We start from the raw sequence: 21,505 nt of genomic DNA, 5'->3' as shown, positions 1-21,505 counted from the left end.
GTAGTATTAAGAGTAATTTAACTCTTAATTTTTAAATTGAAATTTAAGTTTTCTGATTTCATGTCTTGCAAATAGGTAATTCAATATACTTGTAAATCCTCTTCCAATAGCTAAACCTAACCAAACTCCAATTAAATTTAAGTTAAATACGTATACGAAGATTATAATTAATGGAACTACAAATACAATTTCACGTAGAATAGTAAACATTAAACTATATGTTCCTTTTCCAATTCCCTGATAAAAGAAACTGGAAGGTATTCCTATTCCAATTAATATTAATGCAGGACATGCAATTTGAAGATATGAAGCGATTCCTGGAACAAGGCTTGCAGTTTGCGGAGTATATGCAAATAATGTTGCAAGTGGTGTTGCAAAGATTACTAAAATTAATGTGATTGCTGTTCCTAATGCTAAACCAAATTTAACACCGTATTTGTGTGTTCTTGAAAGATAATCACCATTTTTAGCACCAAATGCGCTACCTGATACTGCAATTACTGCTGAACCGATAGCTGTAAGTGGCATTATTGCAAATAAGTATAGTCTTTGACCTGATGTGAATGTAGCGATTCCGTAATCTCCCCCAACCATTGAGATTATAAGTAAGAAAATAGACATTGCAATTGCCATTATTAACATATCAAGAGATGATGGAATTCCAACTTTCAATATGTCTTTTACTAAACCTAAGTCAAATTTAAACTTTTTAATAGCTACCTGGACATAGGTGTCTTTTTTAACTAAAATCCAGTATAACATGATTAATGCTGCAATAGCAGAACTTGTGATTGTTGCTAAGGACGCTCCAGCAGAACCTAATCCTAATGTGTAGATAAATAATGGATCTAAGATTGCATTTAAAACAACAGTAGCTACAACAACATACATTGCTCTTTTCATATCTCCTTCTCCACGAAGGATTCCACTACAACCATTTGAAAACATAAATGCAATTAATCCTAAAAACATTGGTGTTGAATATTTCAATGCTTCAGTTAATGTTGCTCCACTTGCCCCATAACTCATAAGTAGTGGCTCTTGAACCATTAACAATGCAACGGTTAAAATAATTGATCCGATTAAAAAAATAATTATTGAGTGTGTTGCAGATTTATTTGCCATATCATGGTCTTTAGCACCAATAAATCTTGAAATACTACTTGTTGCACCATTTCCAAGCCCTACACTTGCTCCGTTTAACACCATAAAGATAGGTGTTACAAATCCAATCCCTGCAATAGCTGTCTGTCCAAGACCTGCTACCCAAATACCATCAATAATATTGTACATTGCAGTTAAAATCATTGATATCATAATTGGGATAGCCAATTTTTTAACAGCTATCTCAGGTTCTCCTCTCATTAATGCTACATTTTTATTACCCATAGTATTTTATATTTGATTATGACCATATTTATTAATTATGTTTGAAGTGGATTATGAGAAAATAATTAAAGAAAAATTTCCAAATTGTGATGTTGAAGTTTTAACAGAAGATATATTTGAATTAGACAAATTACTTGAATATATTACTGATGATATTGTCATTTATAATCCAGAATCCATTAGTGTACATAGGCATTTGATGAAATTTGTTGTAAACGATGATAAGTGCAAGATTTATTATTTAAAAGATTTTTCAGACGATAATTTAAAAGTAATATATGGTGTGCTTTTGGATTTTGCATGGAACTTGGATGTTAAAATTAATTTACATAAAAATGCAAATCCTGATAAAGATATATTGAATTTATAAATTAAAAAAATAAAAAAAGAGAAGTTAAAAATTAACTTCTAGAATAATCCACTTTCTTCTAAGCGTTCTTCAAAGTAATGGGATACTTTATCTGCTTTTTGTTTAATGATTGTTGCAACAATAATTGTAGCAATTCCAATTCCCACAAGAACAACCAATGCAAATAAGTAATTAGGCATAACAAGTCCTAATTGTGCTTCACGAATTAATGTGATTGCATAAGTCATTGGTAAATATGGATATAAAATCTGGAAGAAATGTTGCATAATTTCAATAGGATAAATTCCTCCGGTTCCAGATATTTGAAGTACTAATAAAATTACTCCAATTGCTTTTCCAACATGGCCTAATGCTGAAATAATTGAATAAACTAAAATCATGAATGTTGCAGATACCAATATCAATGAAAATATGAATAATGGCAGGTTACTTACATAAATTCCAAGTAATAATGTTCCAATTATTGTAACAATAGCTTGAAGGATACTTAAAACAATAAATAATGTTAATTTACCAAAGTACATTTCAGTTGGAGTGTATTTTGTTCCAGCACTTGTTCCAGGAGCAATCATTACACAGGTAAGAATTGCACCAACCCACATAGATAGTACAATGTAAAATGGAGCTACTTCTGATCCGTAATCAGGAACTGGGAACTCTTCATGTCTATCTAATTTAATTGGGGAGTAGAAATAATCTCCAAGTTGTGATTCATTAATTCCAGTAACACTTGAGAGTGAATTTGCAGATGAACTAAGTGATGCAGCCGCCATGTATAATGCTTGAGCTGCAGAAGTTGAAAGCATTTGAGAACCTGCAGCAAGACTTAATGAACCTTCTGCCAATTGTGCTGAACCGTCAGCTAAACTGCTAGCCCCATTTGCAAGTTGTGATGAACCGTCAGCTAATTGTGATGAACCATCTGCTAGTTGTGATGAACTTTTTGCTAATTCTCCACTTCCATTTGCAAGTTTAATATTTCCTTCCACGTATTCTTTTGTTGGACTTGGAAGTTTTGATGGGTCAATTTGTGATTGAATTTCTTTAGACCCTTGTTCAATTTCACTTGCTCCCTGTTTAATTGCTGCAGAGCCTTTTTGCACATCTCCTGCACCTTGTGTAATTGCTGAAGATTTGTCTTTAATTTGTGAAGCACCTGACTGAACTTCTCCTGCTCCTGCAGACACCTGACTTGCTCCTGCAGATATTTGGGATGCTCCTGCTGAGATTTGACTTCCACCACTATATAACTGAACTGCACCTGCAGAAAGACCATCTTTTAACTCACCAAGTTTTCCATATGCTGCAAGGTTTATAACTTCAACAATTTTAGCATTAACTGTTGTATAAACAGTATTTGCAGCAGTATCAGTTAATTTAGAAGCAACAGGATTTGACTTAATATTAACAATATATTCAAGTTTTGCCTGTTTTGGGTTATCTGTTAGAATTGAAGCAATGTTTTCACTTAGATTTTTAGGTATTACAATACCTGCATAATACTTTCCGTCGTGAACTCCATTACGTAGTTCCTCTTCACTTACAAATTTCCAGTCAAATTTCGTATTGTTTTCCAATTTCTTTACAATCTCATTTCCAACATTTAAAGGAGAACCTTCCATTGTTGTTCCATTATCTAGATTAGCTATTGCAAATACTACCTCATCTGTATTTTCATAAGGATCCCAACACGCTTCGATATTTAAAACAGCGTAAAGGGAAGGTAGAATTACAATTGCAAATAAAACGAATATTACTATAGGATTTGAGAATGCTGCATGAAAATCATTTTTCATTATTTCTTTAATATTTTTTAAATTAAATTTGCTCATTTTGCACCTCATCTATAATTAAGATAATGCATAGGTTAGTTTAAGTTAAAATAAATTATTGGGGACTTTTAAACTGTCCTCATATTAATTAACCATTATCTAATTTATGTTAGTGAATGTTTAAAAAGGTATTCATATTTTAAAAAATTCATCGCAATATTCACAATAATAAGTATGCTCATCAACATAACAATTTCCAAGAATAATTTCATTGTCCAGTGATTCAAGAGCCAACTCATCACCACTATCGCTATTAAAAACCTTTTTTAATTCTCTCATACATTTCGGACAAGTTTTCATATACTATTATTCGTTGGTCTAAATATTAATAATTTTGAACAATTTAGCCCTTTTTTATGCAAAACATTAAATTAACTAAAATATAAAATATCATATATTATATTTACATACTTTCTTAATTGGAAGTTTTATTATTAGATTTGGCAATTTTGATTGTTGCTAATGAAATATTAAAGGTGTTTATGTGAGTGAACAAAAATTAGAGATATTTAATGTTTTAAATTTTTTAGATAATGGCTATGAACTTGATGATATTTTAAATGAGGGTAATTTTGGAACTTTCCCATCAGCACAAGACTGTATTAAACATTTAGTCGATGAAGGATATCTTGAAGGAGATTTTGAAGTAAGTGGTGTTGGTAATGAAGAATTAACTGCTGAAGAAGTATCTAAAAAATACACTGTTGCTCAATTAAAAGATATTTTAAGAGAAAATAACTTAAAAGTTTCAGGTAAAAAACAAGAACTTGTTGAAAGAGTATTAACTGTATTAAATACTGATGATGCTGAAAGTGACGAAGAAATTTCTGCAGATTTAGATTTAACTGATAAAGCAAAAGAATTCTTAAAAGAGAATGAATGGATGGATTTATACATGTTTGCACTTGTTGCATTCAGATTTGAAGATTATGAAACCTATATGAAAAATTCATCTGAAGACAATGTACAAACTGCTTTAAACTTCTGTGATGAAATCATTTCAAGAGCATTAATCTCAAATCAATTTTTAGTATTCATTGATGCATTATCTGCAAAAGCACACGTATATGCATATGATAAAGATTATGAATCATTCTTAGAATATGACTTACAAAGATTCATCTTAGGATTAAACCCTATTATGATGGATCCACAAACTTATGCTACTTATGAAGTTATTAATTATGCAAACGTAATTAATTTAAAAAATGTAGTTGAACAAGTTAATATTGGAAGCTTAAAGAAAAGATTTGATAGAATCTGGAATAAATCCAATATTAAAAGCACAACTGTACCTAAAAAAGCTTGTTACAAAATCTTACAAAAAGCTATGTCTGGTGCAGACATCGAAGAGCTTAATTTCGATTTAAGACAAAAATACTTTGATAAAAAGTTTGGAATTTAGATTAACTAATTTTCAACTTTTACCACTTTTTTTTTATTAACCAGCACCTGAAATCTTATTTACGTGCGGAATTTTACTTAAAACCCAAATTATAAACCATGAAATTCCAATAGTCAATATTAACACCAAATTAACATAAATGAAATAATTTTGATCTTGAAGAGGTGTTAAAATGTATTGAAATAACACAAAAATCATCATATGGCATAAATAAATACCAAAACTTGTAAAACTTATTGAATTTATTGCATCTCCAAGTTTTGAATTTTCAATTTTATCAAATGTATTTCCAAGTAAACCTCTTGATTTTGAGAAATATCTTGCAAATAAAAATGTTGAGCATAATATAACTACGTTTAAAAGTTCAAATTGAGAGATTTCAGCATATTTATTTGCAGCTAGTGATGATGATGATGCAATAAGCAATACTTCAAGAATGTATAAAACAACACTTACAACAAAAAATATGATTGTTAGTTTGTTTTCGTCTATTTTAAATCTATTTTAGATAGATAATATCCTATAACTGCAAAAATATCATAAAAAGGATAATTTGATGGTCTCTCCAATGGTATTATATTCAAATTATATGCAGCTATAATGATTAAACCTAAAACTAAAGCTATTTTTAAAGTATTTGGATATCTTTCATTTAATTTATTTAATATGAAAATAACGATATATACAACAAATATCATCTGAACAAACCAGAAATAAGTTGGAATTCCAACTAATCTGATGGTTGCAACACTTGAAATAATACTTTCTAAGCTTAAATTAGGTTTACCAATTCCAATTTGAGAGCACATGTATGTAAATAGTATAAAAATTATTGTCCAAACTAAATAGGGTATAATAACTCTGTTTATTCTTTTTTTAGTAAATTTAGTTAATGTTTCTTTTTTATCTAAAAGAAGAGCACCACTTATTAAAACAAACATTGGAACAGCAATGTCTCTGAGAGTATTTAAAAATAATGAATAATACCAAAGCCCTGAACCGAAATTACTAATTCTAACAACTGGAATTGCAAAAACATGGCATGCAATAACTGATAATATTGCAAAACATCTTAAAAAATCATAATAAAAAATTCTCTTTTTAGCATTTCCAGTTGAGGTCATATTAATGTATTTATTTAAAGTTTTATTTAATAAGTTATTTTTGTGATTTATTTTTTTTATAAAAGTATTTATGCTATTTAATTAAAGTATTATGTAAAGGTGATAATTATGTCAAACTTAGACAAAGCTGTTGAAGAAGAAATCTTAGCAATTGTTGAAAAATACCAAAAAGAGGACACAAAACTTTTAAATTATCTCATTACAGATAATGAAATTACCTTTTTCTCTCCATTAGCTAATGGTAATTCCGTTACTGCAGAAGACTTACAAAAAGTTGCAGATATTTTAAAAGGTTCCTTTAAAGGAATGCAAATTATCAACCAAGAATACAGATTTACTTTTGAACTTGGTTTATAGATGGGATTTAATTAAATCCCCTTTTTTTATTTTAATTTAGATTATTATGAATTTTAAACGGATTAGAATATTATTTTATTATTAATAGTAATTCAATTACTTAGAATTTGCTTTAAGTTTATAATATTCGAGTTTGTTAATCGAAGTATATTTGTTGATACTTTGGTAAGTATTGTTTTTATGGTTATAATGACCATTGCAATTTTAGTTTTTGCTGTAAAAAAAGATATCAAACTAAATATTTTTCCTGAAAAATTCAATAAAATCTATTTAATAGCATCTATTGTTGTATTTGGCATATTTGCATTAACACCCCTAATAACACAAAATTATGAAATATCTTCAATTGTTTCATTGATTTATGGTGCTTTTATTACTGTTATATTTGAAGAAATATTGTTTAGAGGACTTGTTTATGAGGAAATCTCCAATAACAAAACATACAAGTTTCTTTTGTCTACTTTAGTGTTTGGGTTCTGGCATTTAGGTTATATTGACACAATTATATTTAGAACAAGTCTATTCAATCCAACTGCAGATATTTTCAATATTATGGTGTGGAAAGTGATAACTGGGCTTATCTTAGGTTTAATATTTGGATTTTTAAAATATAAGACTGATAACACTTATTCTTCCATGTTGGCTCATATGTTGGTGAATGCAATTGGAAGTTAGCTTGAATTAATAACTTTTAAATCTTATTATCAAAATATTATAAAATAGTGTATATTATGTTAAATTAATATTTTCACAATATGCTGTTTTGAATAATTGATAATGATTTGGGGAAAATAAAATGGAAAATAGAGATAAGATTTTAATAGCTATTCTTGTTATAAGTATTTGTGCTTTAACCTGTGCAATATTCATATCTCTTTCCAATTCTATTAGTTACGAAAGAATTGAGTTGGTTCCTAATGGTACTAGTATTGAAATTCCAACATCACAAGCCAAGTATCTTGGTGAGGAATACGGTATCAAAATGTGGAATTGGTCAGATGGAGTATTGATTTCTTTTAATAGTCAGGAAGGAGATAATGCTAATGAATTAGGTGGAGCATTGGGTTTCTATGCAATTAAAGAGATAATTGGAAGTTGTGATTCACAAAATATTGATGGGTATACAGTATATAAATTAAGTGCTGGTCAATTATCTGATAATGTAAAGATGAAGGATAATGATGAAATTTACTGTATCTGTTTGGGTAATGATACTACTCATGATAATATTATAATCTGCTGTAAAAATAAAGATGTAGTCATTCATATGGTAAAATCTATTCAATTTAAAGCCGTAAATTCTACATTAACTGCTAATAAGGTCGCTGATTCATATAGTAATTCTGAACAGAAGACTTTCCCAGTATACTATGATGATGGTACTTTGATGGGTTATTATCCTCCCGGAGCAATAGTTCATCCGGCACCAAATGATGATTCATATATTGTCAATTCAGATGGTAGTCTATCATTATATTCTAGAGGTAATGATTATTACAATAGTCTAAATGATGATTTTGATGATGATTTTGATGATGATTTTGATGACGATTACGATGATTCTGATGATTGGGATGAAGACTATGCTATGGATTTTAACTGATATAGTGGATATAAATCAATGATTTATATTCTACTATTATTCATTATAAAAAAATAAAAACCAACTATTCATAGTTGGTTACTTGTTTAAAGTTTTGCCAAATTTTAATCATAGCTAATGTGTCAAGTTCACAATATTTTAATAATGCATCTCTGATTATTTCTTGTTCTTCAGAATTTTTATCTTTTAGACTTAAAAATGCTTCTGATGCTTCATCACCTTTATGAACTAATGGGAGATTACTATAATCAAGTTCGGGATCATCAGGATATAATGCGGGTAATACGTATTTAATGGAGTATGATCCTTTCATTTCTTTTGTATAATAATCTCTTGCTCTAAATGGTGCCATCAAATCAACCATGTTATTGTTAAACATCTCCATTTGTGAACTTAGGTCAGGAAACATTTCTCCAATTTCTTTGTTACGTGTTGATTCAAAACCACTATTATAAACAATAACACTACCTTCCTCAGGCATGTCTTTGATCATATTTTCAGCAAATGTTCTAATCATATTCTCGTCGTTAATGTCTGCAAGGAATTCTTTATGTTCTAATGGAGCTTCTTTTTCTTTAATTATATGTAATGAGTACTGGAATGGTATTTGCTGGTATGGTTTGGTCCCATCATAAACTGGAATTGCAGGTTGGATAGATTCATAGTCAATGAAATATAATGGATATTTAAGGGAGTCCAATATATCAACTAAAGTCTTTTTATTTATTTTTGGTGGTCTGTTGTTTAATTCAAAATCAATTTGTTCTAAATATTTCTCATTGATATCTTCATTTTTTAAGTCTTCAAAAGAGATTTTACCGTTATAATAATTTTCGAATTTTTTACTAGTCCACATGCCTGCAATATCAAATACATTAGGTTTTGGTAAATCTTTTGTACAGTATTGCCAGAATGCACATTCATATGGATCAAAACAATTAGGTCCAATATTGCTATCTGGTTCATTTTCACAATCGCATGATTGGATAAGTTCTCTTACATTTTCAATATTTGTTTTTACACTATTTTGCATTTCTTTAACAGTTTCTGTAACATTTTCATTTTTAAAATACTGTTCAATATCTAATTCACCTATTTTAATGTATTTATTATTGACATAAACAATATATGCTCCATTAACAGTCAAACCAAGATTTGACAATACATAATACTGGTATGCAATATCTTCATAGTAGATGTTTTTTATTTCAGTTGAGCTTTTAACTTCATATATTTCTACGCCATCTGGATTGATTTTTAAAAGATCAACACTGCAAAAATTATTGTCATAGTTAAATGATGCTTCAGCAATGACATTCTGATTATTTTAAGCAATTCCTTTGTTTTTTCTATTCTTTTATTAATGCTTAAATCATATGGAACTTCCACATAATCTCCAAATAATCCTTTTGCAAACTCGCCAACTTTACGACCATTTTCTAAAATATTATCATTAACATTAACAACAGCAAGGTCTTTTTTATATTTATTCAACCAGAACATCTTATTACATTGAATACAGTCACAATAACTAGATTTTGATAAAAATAACTTATCCATAATGCACACCTATATAATAAAGTTTAATAATTTTCAGATTTAAAAATTATGATTTCTTCAAAATAAATAAAACTGGAATTAATATTATAATGAGGTATAAAATGGGAGAGCTATCTAAACTGCCAAATATTGGTAAAGTAGTTGAAAAACAATTAAATGAAGTTGGAATAAACACTGTTGATGATTTGATTAATATTGGCAGTAAGGAAGCATGGCTAAAAATTAAAAAAATAGATGAAAGTGCATGTATAAACAGATTAATGGCTTTGGAGGGAGCCATACAAAATATTCGTTGGCATAATTTATCTGACGATGATAAAGAAAATTTAAAAGAATTTTACAATTCGAAAAAAAAGACATTGATTAAGAAATGCATAACTTAAAAAATACATATATAATAGTGAGTATTATAAAATTAAATATCAAATGAAATTAACTGGAGGAAAAACAATTGGCTAAAACCAATAAAACATTAGAAGATATTTTAGATGTAATTGTTTATGATAATCCATCTACTCAAGACGAAATTGCTGAAAAATTAGGAATTAGTCGTAGATACGTTACTCAATTACTAAAACCATTAATTGATGAGGATATCGTTAAGAGATCATATGTTGTTGATATGAAAAAATATGATGAAGTTTACGGTTCTTCAGATCCTAATTTTAACTCAAAGCAGAATTCTGCATATTCATTAGTTGAAAATATGTTAAGAAATATGGCTGACCATGTTAAAAGTGAAGTTGAGCTATCTTTTGAATCAATATTAAATAATGATAATGATATGGCTGAAAGAGCATTGGAATTGGATTTTACTACAAACAACATGTTTGAAAAGGTCCGTTCTACTGTTGATGCTGTTGTTAGTGTTAATCCTCACTTTAAACTTTCAAAGATAATTCTATTTAATGAAGCAGCATATAACTATGAGCGTATTGGTGATTATTCTGGTCATATTGCTAAATTTGTTATAAATGATGAAACTCCAGTTGATGATGAACTTTTAGCAATTTTAAAAAAAATGCATAAATATGCTCAAAAATCAATTTCATATGCAACTGATGCATTTATAAATGGTGAATTGGAGTTGCGTGGAGATTTAATGGATTGTGAAGAAAAAATGCATGAAAAGCAGGAAAATGCTATGGCAAAAATTGCTGGTCAGATGGCTGAAACTTCTTTTGACGATGTTGAAAAATCCAATTATTATATTTACATTTCTCGTGTGGTAAAATCATTTGAAAGAATAGGGGATATTTCAGTAGAAATTATGGAATTGGCTGCTGAGTTTCATAAAGATATTCCAAGACCAACAGTTCCGCGCACATTTAGGGAATAATATTTGCTCATTTATTAGCATATTATTTCTGTTTATTTTTTTTATTTTTATTAATTTAAAACTTAAATTTCTTATTTTAGTTAAAAACAACTTACTTTCTTTTTATTTTTAAATTTTTTACATTATCTGTACTTTTCATGATTATGTGTTCACATTTTAGGAATGATGTATTATATTGTTTATATTTTTTAAATAATATCATTCACTTTTTGTGAATAATAATTCTTATTTAGTTACCTTTATATATGTGAAAAATGAACTTTTTAATTGTGTGAACAATAAGGTTTGCACAAATAATAAAAAAAGCATGATTCAAAATGAAGAAAAAAAATATCGTAATTATAACAATCATATTACTTTTAATTATCGGAATTACTGCTGTTTCATTTTTTGGAAGTTCCACACAATTTAACATAGTAGGATCTTCCTCAGTTCAGCCAGTGGCTGAAAAACTTGTAGAATCTTATAAAGAAACACATCCTGATGTTCGATTTAATGTACAGGGTGGAGGTTCTAGTGTAGGTATTAAAAGTGTCCATGAAGGCATTGCAGATATTGGAACAAGTTCAAGAGAATTAAAAGAAAATGAAGATGAAGGTCTTACTCAATACAATATCGGTCAAGAAGGTATTGTGATTGCAGTAAATAATCAAAATACTGTTACTGATTTGTCAAAAGAACAATTAAAAGACATATTTTCAGGAAAAGTCAAAAACTGGAATCAAGTTGGTGGTCCTGACGGAGAAATTCACGTTATAACTCGTGAAGAAGGATCAGGTACATTAGATGCATTCAAGAGTATCGTGTTAGGAAAAGATACAGACATTAGAAGTGATGCAATTGTACAAAGTTCAACTGAATCCGTAAAACAATCAGTAAAACAGGATGAAAATGCAATTGGTTTTGTATCTTTTGCCCACATGTCAGATGATGTAAAAGCATTGTCCGTTGATAAAGTAAACCCAAGTATAGAAACAATATCAGATGGTTCATATGAATTACAAAGACCATTTTTATTCCTTGTTAAAGGAACACCTTCAAAAGATTTAAAAGACTTTATTGATTGGGTAAACGGAGAAGAAGGTCAAAAGATTTTAAGTGAAGAAAAAATTATAAGACCAAGCAAATAATTATAAAAATGGATTTTTTAAAAAAGAGAGATTAAAATGAGTAAAAATAAATTTTCAGAATTTTTAATAGAAAAAGGACTGCTAATAACGGCAGTATTTTCTATTTTCATAATATTGGTCATTTTAGGATTTATTTTCATTGAAGGGCTACCAACATTTCAGGAAGTTGGATTTTTCCAATTCTTATTTGGATTGGATTGGGCACCTAGTGATGAATTATTCGGTGTATTGCCAATGATCGTAGGAACATTATGCGTTACCTTACTTTCATTAATTATTGCAGTCCCATTATCAATTTTATGCGCTATATTTATGGCTGAAGTAGCTGATGAAAAAGTTAGAAACTTCTTAAAACCAGTTATTCAAACATTATCTGGAATCCCATCTGTAGTTTACGGGTTTTTCGGACTTGTTGTATTAGTTCCATTTGTAAGAACATACTTCGGAGGTAGTGGTTTTAGTATTTTAACAGCAGGAATTATCCTTGCAATAATGATTCTACCAACTATCATTTCCGTGTCATTTGATGCATTATGTAGTGTTCCACAGGTATATAAAGAAGCATCCCTTGGTTTAGGTGCAACAAACTGGCAAACAATTAAAAATATCATATTTCCAGCAGCATTACCTGGTATCATTACTGCTGTTATTTTAGGTATGGGTAGAGCAGTAGGTGAAACCTTAGCTGTAATCATGGTTGCAGGTAACGTATCCCAAATTCCAAACTCCATATTTGCTCCAGTTAGAACATTAACATCAAACATCGCATTAGAAATGAGCTACGCAACTGGAATTCATTACAATTCATTATTTGCAACTGCTGTAATATTATTCATAATTATAGTATTGTTATTGATCATTGCAAACTACATAAAACGCAAATATAAACTCGACATTGGAGGGGAAACATTATGAAATTTGATTTCATTAGCGCTAAAACTTCCCAAAAGATAATGAACAACGTTTTCAAGTTGTCAGGTGTACTTACATTATCCATTTTGGTTATCATTTTAGGATACATCATTATTAATGGGATTCAGGTATGTAATTTAGAATTCATTTTTGGTGAAGTGGTTGATTCTGGAAAATCTGGTGGAATTTTCCCTATGATCATATCCAGTTTATATGTAACATTTATTGCAATTTTAATAGCTACTCCATTAGGAGTTGGTGCTGCAATATATATGGTTGAATACTCTAAAAATGGATTATTATCAAGATTAATCCGTTTTGGTGCAGAAACATTAGCATCAATTCCATCAATCGTTTATGGATTATTCGGATTATCATTTTTCGTAATATTCCTCGGATTAGGATGGTCTGTTCTCTCAGCAGGATTAGTACTTGCAATTATGGCAATTCCAACAATTTTCCAAGTTGCAGAAGTATCCTTATCTTCAGTCCCAATCCAATATAAAGAAGGAAGTTATGGTTTAGGAGCTACAAAATGGCAAACAATCGCAAGAGTAATTTTACCTGCCGCAATTCCTGGAATAGTTACAGGAGTTATCCTAGCAATCACAAGAGCAATTTCAGAAGCAGCAGCAGTTATGTATGCTGTAGGATCTGCTACATCAATCCCGATTTCAATGTTTGACCCAGGACGTCCTTTACCATTGCACTTGTATGTTTTAGCAACAGAAGGAGTATCCCTTCCTAATGCATATGGTACTGCAACAGTGCTTGTACTTATCGTTTTAGTAATAACATTCCTTACTAACTACTATGTAAACAGATATCAAAAGAAAATGATGGGAAATTAAATAAAAGAGGTTAATATTATGGATAAAATCACAGTTAAGAATTTTAACACCTATTTTGGTGATAATCAAATTTTAAAAAATATAAATACGAACATACCGGAAAACTCTGTAACAGCATTAATTGGACCTTCCGGTTGTGGTAAATCAACATTTTTAAGATCAATCAACAGGATGAATGACTTAATTTCAACATTCAGCTGCAAAGGAAATATCCTCATTGACGGTAAAGATGTATATGACTCAGATGTTGATGTTGTAGAATTAAGAAAAAATGTAGGTATGGTATTTCAAAAAGCAAATCCATTTCCAAAATCAATATTTGAAAACGTAGCATATGGATTGAGGATTCACGGAATCGATGATGAAGATTACATTGAAAAAAGAGTAATAGAATCCTTAAAAGCATCAGCTATCTGGGATGAAGTAAAAGACAAGCTTGATCAATCTGCAATGGGATTATCTGGAGGTCAGCAACAAAGATTATGTATTGCAAGAACAATTGCAAACAATCCAAAAGTTATTTTAATGGACGAGCCATGTTCTGCTCTTGACCCTATTTCAACCCTTAAAATTGAAGATTTAATCCATGATCTTAAAAAAGATTATACAATTATTATTGTAACCCACAACATGCAACAAGCTTCAAGAGTATCAGATTATACCTCCTTTTTCTTAAATGGGGAAATAATTGAAACAGGTAAAACAGAAGAACTATTCATCAATCCTAAAGAAGAAAAAACTGAAGAATACATTACTGGAAGATTTGGATAATTAAAAAAGTTGGTGAAAATATGGATAATGAATACCCAAACATTACATTTGAAAACAGAATGAGAAAAATTGAAAATGACATTAAACAATTAGGAGATTTAGCTATTAAATCTAATGAGGAAGTTATTAGTTTGATTAATGCTCCTGATGAAACATTATATGAAGCTATTGCAAAAAGGTCCGGTGAAATTGATCTTAAAGCAGTCAATTTAGAAAGAGACTGTATTACATTTATGGCAACAGAAAAACCTGTAGCTCACGATTTAATATTTGTTGAGTCTTCAATTAGAATTATAAGTCACATTAAAAGAATTGGTCGTTTATTAATGAAAATCTCCCAATCCCTTAAAAACATCCAAGATATTGAAATCCCTGAAAAAACAAAAACAGACTTAGATTCTATTGCAAAATATGTTAAAGGCATGCTTGAAAAATCAATTGAAGCATTCTTAAATGAAGACATCCAAAAAGCAAGAGAATTAACAATTGATGATGATGAAGTTGATGATTTGTATGACTCAATTTTAGAACAATCCATGATAATGATTGAAAACAGCAAATCTGTTCCTAAATTCATGGATCTTATCATGATTGCAAGAAACTTTGAGAGAATTGCAGATAAAACAGTAAATATCGGTTCTAGAATTGTATTTATGCAAACTTTAAAAAGACCTGATATTGAACAATAATAAAATTACACCAATTTTATTATTATCCTTTTTTAATACAATTTCAACCTCACCACTCAACCCCTTATAAAAAAATTATGAATTTGGTTTTATAATAAATAATACAATAATTATTAATATTACCAATATAAGTTCTATTTGACTGTATAATTGTGGGCTTCCAATGATTGTTTTAATAAGAAGAAGTATTGCAATTACAACTAAAACTATTTGAGCTATTTTTAAATATTTTTTCATCATAACCTTAATTTATATTGAATATGGATTTTAAATATTGGTATTGAAATCTCTAATTTTTATAAGAATATTCTAAACTATTATAAATGATAAAAATAATATTTAATTTAGTGATTAAATGAAAGATATAGATGTTTTAATTGAAGCTTTACCATATATTAAGAAGTTTCATGATAAAAAAATTTTAATTAAGTATGGTGGACATGCGATGGTTGATGAAGAAGCTAAGTCATCTACTGCTCGTGATACTGTTTTACTTAAATATGTTGGGATGAAACCATTAATTGTACATGGTGGAGGTCCTGAAATATCAAAATCTATGGATAAGCTGGGAAAAGAATCTAAATTTATTAAAGGTTTAAGAGTTACTGATGAAGAAACTATGGAAATTATTGAAATGGTTTTAGTTGGTAAAATATCTACTGAAATTGTATCAGAACTTATTAAACACGACGGTAAGGCAATAAGTTTATCTGGTAAAGATTCAAGTTTAATATTTGCACATAAAAAAGGCGCAAGTAAAATTGATGAGGAAATTGTTGATTTAGGTCTTGTAGGTGAAGTTGACTGTGTAAATACTGATTTATTAAACATGTTTTTAGAAAATGATTACATTCCTGTAATCTCACCAGTAGGTATTGCTGAAGATGGTACTAGTCTTAACTTAAATGCAGATACTGCTGCAGGTGAAGTTGCAAGTGCTGTTGATGCTGAAAAATTAATTATTTTAACTGATGTTCCAGGTGTTTTAAGAGATCCGTCAGATCCAACATCTTTGATTCAAAAAATTAGGGTTGATGAGATTCCTTCACTTATTGAAGAAGGAATTATCTCTGGTGGTATGATTCCAAAAATAGAAACCTGTGTGAATGCTATTAATAATGGTGTTAAATCCTGTCATATTATTGATGGTCGTAAGAAACACTCATTACTTTTAGAAATATTCACTACAAATGGTATTGGAACTATGATTTTTAAATAAATCATAGTCACTTTTTTTATTCTTTATAAATTCTTCTAAGCTCTCTTCTAAGAAGTTTCCAACCGTTTACTCTTGGAAGTTCATCAAGAGTATATATTTTTCTTGGAACTTTGTATCTTGAGAGATTTTCACGTGCGTATTCTAATAATCCTTCGATATCTTCGTTTTCCTCCCAGACAACTGCTGCAACTGGAATTTCTCCTCTGTGGCGGTCGCTTATACTGAAAATAGCTATTTCTTTAACTTCAGGATATTTGATAAGCACTTCTTCAACTTCTGTTGGGTAGATTTTCCATCCACTCATTACAATCATATCTTTTTTACGGTCAGTAATGAATAAACGGTTATCATCATCAAGATATCCTACATCTCCTGTTAAAAACCAGCCGGTTGGTGTAAGTGTTGATTTTGTTTTTTCTTCATTTCCCCAGTATCCTTTAGCTATTGCAGGACCTCTAAGTGCAATTTCACCTTGTTCGTATTTTGGTAATGTTTTTTCAGGGTCATTTTCATCAACGATTTTAACTTCTGAAAAACAAACTGGATGACCTACACTTTCAAATCTGTCTGCTTCTCTGTAATCTTCTGGTCTAATAACAGTTCCAGTTCCAATTACGATTGTTTCAGATAATCCGTATGCATTTATAATTGGTATTTGGTATGTTTCGTGGAAATCTTTCCATATTTTTTTATGTAATGGTCCTCCACCAGAAACAATTTCACGAACAGTTTTAAGCTGATTGCGAGCATCCATGGTAGTTAATGTATGAATTACTGGAGGCATTCCAGTTAATACACTAACTTTTTCACTTTCACATAACGCCAAATATTCGTTTATTTCGAATTGTTCCATTAAAATGTAATAAGCAGCTGATCTTAAAGCAGCAATTGCCCAGGATAAACCTACATGTGCCATTGGATAGATTCCTAAAAACACATCGTCCTGTTTTAAGGTTAATACATCACATTCATTATGAATTGCAGTGAAATAATTTCCATGGGTAAGCATTGCACCTTTAGGTTGTCCGGTAGTACCTGAAGTATATTGTAATTGACATAAATCATCCCAATCAGTGTTTTCTGATTCTAATATTTCACAATCTTTATAATTGAGAATGTCTTTTGGAACATATGTGTCAATATCGATGATGTCTTTTGCTTTATCATCAGTAATCATTAATTTTGCTTTTGAGTCGTTAACAATGTATTCGAGTTCGTGTGGGGTGAAAACTCTGTTTGTTGGAATAGCTACTGCTCCTATTCTCCATATTGCAAAAAGTGAAAATAAATATTCTTCTGAGTTTTTTAAATATACTAAGACTCTGTCACCTTTGTTTATTCCTAATTCTTTTAAATTTCTTCCTATTTCAGAAACAATTGATAGGATTTCACCAGAGTTGTATTTCTCCCCATTTGTTGGGTTATATAAAACATTTTTATCTAAACGTTTTGAGTTTGCATCTAAAAAAGTTGTAATATTTAACATTTATATTAGCTCCTTAACAATTGCTTTTGTAAGTTCCATGGTTGAAGCATCTCCTCCAAAATCAGGAGTTTTTATTTTACCATCACTAATTACTTTTTCAACGGCTTTGTTTATGTTATTTGATACTTCCCATTCTCCTAAGTAATCAAGCATCATTGATGCGGTTAATATCATTGAACATGGATTTGCAATATTTTTTCCAGCTATGTCGGGTGCTGATCCGTGAACTGGTTCAAATAATCCATTAGGGTCTCCTATATTTCCGGATGGGGCAAGACCAAGGCCTCCAACAAGTCCAGCACTTTGATCAGATAATATGTCTCCAAATAAGTTACTTGCAACAATAACTTCAAAGTTTTGAGGTTGTGTAATTAGATACATTGACATTGCATCAACATAAAAGTCTTCAGCAGTAATTTGAGGATATTCTTTTGCTACTTTGTAAAAGCTTTCTTTAAATACTCCATCAGTCTTTTTTAAGACATTGCTTTTATGAACACAGGTAACTTTGTTTTGTCCTCTTTTTTTACAAATGTTGAATGCTGCTTTGGATATTCTCTCGGATGCTTTATGAGTAATTATTCTTTCGGCAATCATTTTATTTTCATCGCCGTATTCAATTTGAGAGTATAATCCTTCAGTATTTTCTCTAACAATTACAAAGTCAATGTCATCACGTAGTGAGTTTGCTCCTTTGTATGACTTAATCGGTCTTATATTCGCATAAACGTTAAGTTCTTTTCTTAAATTTATAATTGGGCTAGGTTGGCCCGGTGTTGAAGTTGATGCTCCGAATAATGTTGCATCACTATTTTTAGCTATTTTGATTGTTTCTTCAGGTAATGTAGTTCCATTTTTATTAAAACAATCAAAACCTGCTTCACCATACTTGAAACTTAATTCTAAATCTAATTTGTCAAGTAAATATTCGCAGGCATCCATTACTTCTTTACCTATTCCGTCTCCACTTATAATTGCAATATTATACATTATTTCACTTATGATAATTTTTTATATTATTAATTATATTGCTTTAATATTATTTAATTATAAAATTTGTTCGTATACTATCGAAATATTTTTATATGGTTAGTAGCATATAATAAATATAATTAGTTAAATATAATCTTGTGAGGAATTAAAATGGAACGTAGTATTGAAGAATTAATTGAATTATTAAATGATAAAGATGACTTTGCTGTTGAAGAAGCTATTGGACAATTAGAATTAAGAGGTCCAGAAGCACTTGATGCTTTAATTGATGCATTATCTCACAGAAAGAAAAACATCAGAATGCATGCAGCTACTATTTTAGGTGCAATCAATGATGAAAAAGCTATTCCTGCTTTAATTGCTGCTTTAAAAGACAACAACAAACTTGTTAGAAGAGAAGCATCTACTGCAGTATCCCGTATGAGTGGCGCTGTTGATCCTTTAATTGAAACTTTAGCTGATGAAGATTGGAAAGTAAGAGGAGCAGCTGCTTGGGCACTTGGAAACTTAGGTGATGAAAAAGCTATCCCTGAACTTGAAAAATTACTTGATGATGAAAGTAGTTTTGTAAAAGCAGGTGCAAAAAGCGCTATTGAATCCATCAACAAATAAATATTATTTTTAATTCATTGAGTATTTCACTCAATGAATATTTTTAACTTTCTAAATAATCAAAAATCTCATCAATGGTATTTGCTTTTTTGAAAAGCTCTTCTTGTTTATATAAAAATCCTTTTTCTCCCATTTCATCAATCATTTTAAACATTGTATCATAAAAACCATTGATATTAAAAACTACTATTTTCTTGTCATGTTTTTTGAGTTTTTTAAGAGTAATGCACTCAAAAAACTCATCCAATGTTCCAATTCCGCCAGGAACAATAATAAAAGCATCAGAATTTTCTACAAACTTATTTTTTCTCTCATCCATTGAATCAACATATATAAATTCAGAACATGTTTCACATAAAGGCTCAAAATTACCAATCCATTCAGGAGCTATTCCAAGACTTTTACCATCATTGTCATAAACACCTTTGGCACATGCACCCATCATTCCAGTGTCTCCACCACCAAAAACAAGAGTATGGTTATTATTTGCAATAGCACAACCTAATTGGTATGCTAATTTTGTATATATTTCATCAATTTTTCTACTTCCTGATCCATAAAGACAAATTCTCATAATTTCTCCTCTAGATGTTTGGTGTTTGTTCAGCAAGACATAAATGACATATTGCGTCGGTATTATCTTTTTGTTTGTCTTTAACTGGACATAAAAATTCTCCATTTTTTACTTCAACTTTTAAACTACCTGGGAATTCACTTCCAACAGGATGTATTGGTTCTTCTAAAATAAATGTAGTGTATAATGCAGTAATTACATAAATTAATGGAAATTTATCATCTTTTGATGTACTTATTCTTTCTTTTTCAAATGTTCTCTCAAGCATAGGAAATGATGTATCAAAAGATTGCTTATCAATATTTGAATCATAATCATAGTCATTTTTTTCAATGACTTCCTTCATACGTAAAATAAAATATTTAATATAAACTTCTAAGTATTTTTCACGATAATTAGCATGAACAAATTCTCCATCTTTTCTCATATGTGCTGTAGCCATCATTAAATCATGCACTGATATAATACGGGCATATTTTTTAAGCAATTCCATTAACTCTTTTTTTGTAATTGAGTTTTCATCGGATAATTTTTTAAGTTCTACTAATATACATTCACTTTCCATAATCTTAATTATAAAATTTAATTAATAAATATTTTAATATTATAAAAAACCTAAATAGAATATGGGGTAAATGAAATGACTGAAGATTTTATGGAGATTACAAAAGAAGATATTCAAAATATTGAAAATGCATTAGAAAGCAATGCGGATTATAAACTAAATAATTCTAAATTTGACATCAAAACCTTTGAAAAAGGTAAGGATATCTGTTTAATTCAATATGTTGCAAATGTAGAAAATGAACTCGTTTTCCAAACTAAAGTAGAAGATGGAAAATACTATATTTCTGAAATATTTGGTTTATTTATCGAGAATATCCTTAATGGAAATGTTTCAAGAGATGTTTTCCAATCTGTAAGCAGTTATTTCCATGATGTTATTGATGATGAATCCAATGACTTTGAAGATGAAAAAGAGGAATTAATTAATTTCTTAGTTTTAACTGAAGAATATGATGCAAATAAATTAGAAATTGATTTAGACCCTGCTAAAATTCGTGAAGATTATAAAAAAGATTATGACAATATTTATGGTGATGATTCCTTAAACAGAGTTCAAAAAAGTCTTGCTTTAAAAGAATTGCTTCACATGTCAATTTGTCAGGTTGTAAATGATCTTGATTTGTTTTTCACAAGACCGTTTGATTTAACTCCTGAAGAACATGCTGAGAAAAATAAACAAGAACAAAAAGCGCTTGAACAGGAATTACAAATGTCATAGATGT

Annotated in this window: 26 protein-coding genes; 15 read left to right on the top strand and 11 right to left on the bottom strand. The window is 29.5% G+C overall.

The window, feature by feature from the left end; translation table 11 throughout:
• Positions 1-24: 24 nt before the first annotated feature.
• Complete coding sequence (locus PUD86_06495; GenBank protein MDD6776923.1) at positions 25-1,389, bottom strand: MATE family efflux transporter; 1,365 nt, start codon at positions 1,387-1,389, stop codon at positions 25-27.
• Positions 1,390-1,426: 37 nt separating this feature from the next.
• On the opposite strand from PUD86_06495, the gene PUD86_06490 reads away from it, so the two are divergent.
• Positions 1,427-1,759 (top strand): hypothetical protein, encoded by a 333-nt coding sequence (locus tag PUD86_06490; GenBank protein ID MDD6776922.1) that lies wholly within the window; start codon positions 1,427-1,429, stop codon positions 1,757-1,759.
• A gap of 38 nt (positions 1,760-1,797) precedes the next feature.
• On the opposite strand, the gene PUD86_06485 is transcribed toward PUD86_06490, so the two are convergent.
• On the bottom strand, positions 1,798-3,591 hold the full coding sequence (locus tag PUD86_06485; protein MDD6776921.1) for a YhgE/Pip domain-containing protein: 1,794 nt from the start codon (positions 3,589-3,591) through the stop codon (positions 1,798-1,800).
• Positions 3,592-3,723: 132 nt separating this feature from the next.
• Entirely contained in the window at positions 3,724-3,891 is a 168-nt protein-coding gene (locus PUD86_06480; protein MDD6776920.1) for a hypothetical protein, read from the bottom strand.
• Positions 3,892-4,075: 184 nt separating this feature from the next.
• Between PUD86_06480 and PUD86_06475 the strand changes: the two genes are divergently transcribed.
• The gene (locus PUD86_06475; protein ID MDD6776919.1) at positions 4,076-4,996 is read left to right on the top strand and encodes an SAP domain-containing protein; all 921 of its coding nucleotides are present in this window, start codon (positions 4,076-4,078) and stop codon (positions 4,994-4,996) included.
• Positions 4,997-5,032: 36 nt separating this feature from the next.
• Here PUD86_06475 and PUD86_06470 read toward each other — a convergent pair whose 3' ends face one another.
• Together PUD86_06470 and PUD86_06465 are read right to left on the bottom strand one after the other, a co-directional pair.
• The gene (locus tag PUD86_06470) at positions 5,033-5,422 is read right to left on the bottom strand and encodes a hypothetical protein (protein ID MDD6776918.1); all 390 of its coding nucleotides are present in this window, start codon (positions 5,420-5,422) and stop codon (positions 5,033-5,035) included.
• Positions 5,423-5,484: 62 nt separating this feature from the next.
• On the bottom strand, positions 5,485-6,120 hold the full coding sequence (locus PUD86_06465) for an acyltransferase (GenBank protein MDD6776917.1): 636 nt from the start codon (positions 6,118-6,120) through the stop codon (positions 5,485-5,487).
• Positions 6,121-6,228: 108 nt separating this feature from the next.
• On the opposite strand from PUD86_06465, the gene PUD86_06460 reads away from it, so the two are divergent.
• The 3 genes from PUD86_06460 to PUD86_06450 all read left to right on the top strand — a co-directional run bounded on the left by PUD86_06460 (position 6,229) and on the right by PUD86_06450 (position 8,080).
• Positions 6,229-6,477, top strand: a complete 249-nt coding sequence (locus tag PUD86_06460; GenBank protein MDD6776916.1) for a hypothetical protein — start codon at positions 6,229-6,231, stop codon at positions 6,475-6,477.
• Positions 6,478-6,639: 162 nt separating this feature from the next.
• Entirely contained in the window at positions 6,640-7,152 is a 513-nt protein-coding gene (locus tag PUD86_06455; protein MDD6776915.1) for a CPBP family intramembrane metalloprotease, read from the top strand.
• Positions 7,153-7,273: 121 nt separating this feature from the next.
• Positions 7,274-8,080, top strand: a complete 807-nt coding sequence (locus PUD86_06450) for a hypothetical protein (GenBank protein ID MDD6776914.1) — start codon at positions 7,274-7,276, stop codon at positions 8,078-8,080.
• A gap of 64 nt (positions 8,081-8,144) precedes the next feature.
• Here PUD86_06450 and PUD86_06445 read toward each other — a convergent pair whose 3' ends face one another.
• Together PUD86_06445 and PUD86_06440 are read right to left on the bottom strand one after the other, a co-directional pair.
• On the bottom strand, positions 8,145-9,242 hold the full coding sequence (locus PUD86_06445; protein MDD6776913.1) for a DUF2779 domain-containing protein: 1,098 nt from the start codon (positions 9,240-9,242) through the stop codon (positions 8,145-8,147).
• Positions 9,243-9,337: 95 nt separating this feature from the next.
• Entirely contained in the window at positions 9,338-9,640 is a 303-nt protein-coding gene (locus PUD86_06440; GenBank protein MDD6776912.1) for a hypothetical protein, read from the bottom strand.
• A gap of 89 nt (positions 9,641-9,729) precedes the next feature.
• Between PUD86_06440 and PUD86_06435 the strand changes: the two genes are divergently transcribed.
• From PUD86_06435 to argB, 8 genes are all read left to right on the top strand, one after another.
• Positions 9,730-10,023, top strand: coding sequence for a TfoX/Sxy family protein (locus PUD86_06435; protein ID MDD6776911.1), 294 nt, complete (start codon positions 9,730-9,732; stop codon positions 10,021-10,023).
• Between the two features lie 68 nt (positions 10,024-10,091).
• Complete coding sequence (locus PUD86_06430) at positions 10,092-10,979, top strand: PhoU domain-containing protein (protein ID MDD6776910.1); 888 nt, start codon at positions 10,092-10,094, stop codon at positions 10,977-10,979.
• A 317-nt stretch (positions 10,980-11,296) separates the two neighbouring features.
• Complete coding sequence (locus tag PUD86_06425; protein MDD6776909.1) at positions 11,297-12,109, top strand: phosphate ABC transporter substrate-binding protein; 813 nt, start codon at positions 11,297-11,299, stop codon at positions 12,107-12,109.
• Positions 12,110-12,145: 36 nt separating this feature from the next.
• Positions 12,146-13,024: a phosphate ABC transporter permease subunit PstC gene (pstC, locus tag PUD86_06420; protein MDD6776908.1), complete on the top strand. Its 879-nt coding sequence runs from the start codon at positions 12,146-12,148 to the stop codon at positions 13,022-13,024.
• Positions 13,021-13,872 (top strand): phosphate ABC transporter permease PstA, encoded by an 852-nt coding sequence (gene pstA / locus PUD86_06415; protein MDD6776907.1) that lies wholly within the window; start codon positions 13,021-13,023, stop codon positions 13,870-13,872. Before pstC ends, pstA begins: the two co-directional genes overlap by 4 nt.
• 18 nt (positions 13,873-13,890) lie before the next feature.
• Positions 13,891-14,643: a phosphate ABC transporter ATP-binding protein PstB gene (gene pstB, locus PUD86_06410; GenBank protein ID MDD6776906.1), complete on the top strand. Its 753-nt coding sequence runs from the start codon at positions 13,891-13,893 to the stop codon at positions 14,641-14,643.
• A gap of 20 nt (positions 14,644-14,663) precedes the next feature.
• Positions 14,664-15,332: a phosphate uptake regulator PhoU gene (locus PUD86_06405; GenBank protein MDD6776905.1), complete on the top strand. Its 669-nt coding sequence runs from the start codon at positions 14,664-14,666 to the stop codon at positions 15,330-15,332.
• Between the two features lie 355 nt (positions 15,333-15,687).
• A complete protein-coding gene (gene argB, locus PUD86_06400; GenBank protein ID MDD6776904.1) occupies positions 15,688-16,551 on the top strand; it encodes an acetylglutamate kinase in 864 nt (287 codons plus the stop codon).
• Between the two features lie 16 nt (positions 16,552-16,567).
• On the opposite strand, the gene PUD86_06395 is transcribed toward argB, so the two are convergent.
• The gene (locus PUD86_06395) at positions 16,568-18,037 is read right to left on the bottom strand and encodes an AMP-binding protein (protein MDD6776903.1); all 1,470 of its coding nucleotides are present in this window, start codon (positions 18,035-18,037) and stop codon (positions 16,568-16,570) included.
• Positions 18,038-19,027 (bottom strand): homoisocitrate dehydrogenase, encoded by a 990-nt coding sequence (gene aksF, locus PUD86_06390; protein MDD6776902.1) that lies wholly within the window; start codon positions 19,025-19,027, stop codon positions 18,038-18,040. It abuts the gene before it with no gap.
• 153 nt (positions 19,028-19,180) lie between these two features.
• Here aksF and PUD86_06385 point away from each other — a divergent pair, with 153 nt between their 5' ends.
• The gene (locus PUD86_06385) at positions 19,181-19,642 is read left to right on the top strand and encodes a HEAT repeat domain-containing protein (protein MDD6776901.1); all 462 of its coding nucleotides are present in this window, start codon (positions 19,181-19,183) and stop codon (positions 19,640-19,642) included.
• Between the two features lie 43 nt (positions 19,643-19,685).
• On the opposite strand, the gene PUD86_06380 is transcribed toward PUD86_06385, so the two are convergent.
• Both PUD86_06380 and PUD86_06375 read right to left on the bottom strand, forming a co-directional pair.
• Positions 19,686-20,216: a TIGR00730 family Rossman fold protein gene (locus tag PUD86_06380; GenBank protein ID MDD6776900.1), complete on the bottom strand. Its 531-nt coding sequence runs from the start codon at positions 20,214-20,216 to the stop codon at positions 19,686-19,688.
• A 10-nt stretch (positions 20,217-20,226) separates the two neighbouring features.
• Positions 20,227-20,781: a DUF2115 domain-containing protein gene (locus PUD86_06375; protein MDD6776899.1), complete on the bottom strand. Its 555-nt coding sequence runs from the start codon at positions 20,779-20,781 to the stop codon at positions 20,227-20,229.
• Between the two features lie 75 nt (positions 20,782-20,856).
• Here PUD86_06375 and PUD86_06370 point away from each other — a divergent pair, with 75 nt between their 5' ends.
• Entirely contained in the window at positions 20,857-21,501 is a 645-nt protein-coding gene (locus tag PUD86_06370) for a hypothetical protein (protein ID MDD6776898.1), read from the top strand.
• Positions 21,502-21,505 lie beyond the last annotated feature (4 nt).

The organism is Methanobacteriaceae archaeon (assembly GCA_029219465.1).
Taxonomy (GTDB): domain Archaea; phylum Methanobacteriota; class Methanobacteria; order Methanobacteriales; family Methanobacteriaceae; genus Methanocatella.
This window is presented reverse-complemented; position numbering and strand designations above follow the sequence as displayed.

What these genes read in the sequence shown, in the direction of transcription:
- aksF (MDD6776902.1), bottom strand. Translation starts at nt 19,027, where the DNA reads ATGTATAATATTGCAATTATAAGTGGAGACGGAATAGGTAAAGAAGTA.
- PUD86_06370 (MDD6776898.1), top strand. Translation starts at nt 20,857, where the DNA reads ATGACTGAAGATTTTATGGAGATTACAAAAGAAGATATTCAAAATATT.
- PUD86_06460 (MDD6776916.1), top strand. Translation starts at nt 6,229, where the DNA reads ATGTCAAACTTAGACAAAGCTGTTGAAGAAGAAATCTTAGCAATTGTT.
- PUD86_06385 (MDD6776901.1), top strand. Translation starts at nt 19,181, where the DNA reads ATGGAACGTAGTATTGAAGAATTAATTGAATTATTAAATGATAAAGAT.
- PUD86_06440 (MDD6776912.1), bottom strand. Translation starts at nt 9,640, where the DNA reads ATGGATAAGTTATTTTTATCAAAATCTAGTTATTGTGACTGTATTCAA.
- PUD86_06405 (MDD6776905.1), top strand. Translation starts at nt 14,664, where the DNA reads ATGGATAATGAATACCCAAACATTACATTTGAAAACAGAATGAGAAAA.
- PUD86_06395 (MDD6776903.1), bottom strand. Translation starts at nt 18,037, where the DNA reads ATGTTAAATATTACAACTTTTTTAGATGCAAACTCAAAACGTTTAGAT.
- PUD86_06435 (MDD6776911.1), top strand. Translation starts at nt 9,730, where the DNA reads ATGAGGTATAAAATGGGAGAGCTATCTAAACTGCCAAATATTGGTAAA.
- PUD86_06485 (MDD6776921.1), bottom strand. Translation starts at nt 3,591, where the DNA reads ATGAGCAAATTTAATTTAAAAAATATTAAAGAAATAATGAAAAATGAT.
- PUD86_06380 (MDD6776900.1), bottom strand. Translation starts at nt 20,216, where the DNA reads ATGAGAATTTGTCTTTATGGATCAGGAAGTAGAAAAATTGATGAAATA.
- PUD86_06450 (MDD6776914.1), top strand. Translation starts at nt 7,274, where the DNA reads ATGGAAAATAGAGATAAGATTTTAATAGCTATTCTTGTTATAAGTATT.
- PUD86_06495 (MDD6776923.1), bottom strand. Translation starts at nt 1,389, where the DNA reads ATGGGTAATAAAAATGTAGCATTAATGAGAGGAGAACCTGAGATAGCT.
- pstA (MDD6776907.1), top strand. Translation starts at nt 13,021, where the DNA reads ATGAAATTTGATTTCATTAGCGCTAAAACTTCCCAAAAGATAATGAAC.
- PUD86_06375 (MDD6776899.1), bottom strand. Translation starts at nt 20,781, where the DNA reads ATGGAAAGTGAATGTATATTAGTAGAACTTAAAAAATTATCCGATGAA.
- pstC (MDD6776908.1), top strand. Translation starts at nt 12,146, where the DNA reads ATGAGTAAAAATAAATTTTCAGAATTTTTAATAGAAAAAGGACTGCTA.
- PUD86_06480 (MDD6776920.1), bottom strand. Translation starts at nt 3,891, where the DNA reads ATGAAAACTTGTCCGAAATGTATGAGAGAATTAAAAAAGGTTTTTAAT.
- PUD86_06425 (MDD6776909.1), top strand. Translation starts at nt 11,297, where the DNA reads ATGAAGAAAAAAAATATCGTAATTATAACAATCATATTACTTTTAATT.
- pstB (MDD6776906.1), top strand. Translation starts at nt 13,891, where the DNA reads ATGGATAAAATCACAGTTAAGAATTTTAACACCTATTTTGGTGATAAT.
- PUD86_06490 (MDD6776922.1), top strand. Translation starts at nt 1,427, where the DNA reads ATGTTTGAAGTGGATTATGAGAAAATAATTAAAGAAAAATTTCCAAAT.
- argB (MDD6776904.1), top strand. Translation starts at nt 15,688, where the DNA reads ATGAAAGATATAGATGTTTTAATTGAAGCTTTACCATATATTAAGAAG.
- PUD86_06465 (MDD6776917.1), bottom strand. Translation starts at nt 6,120, where the DNA reads ATGACCTCAACTGGAAATGCTAAAAAGAGAATTTTTTATTATGATTTT.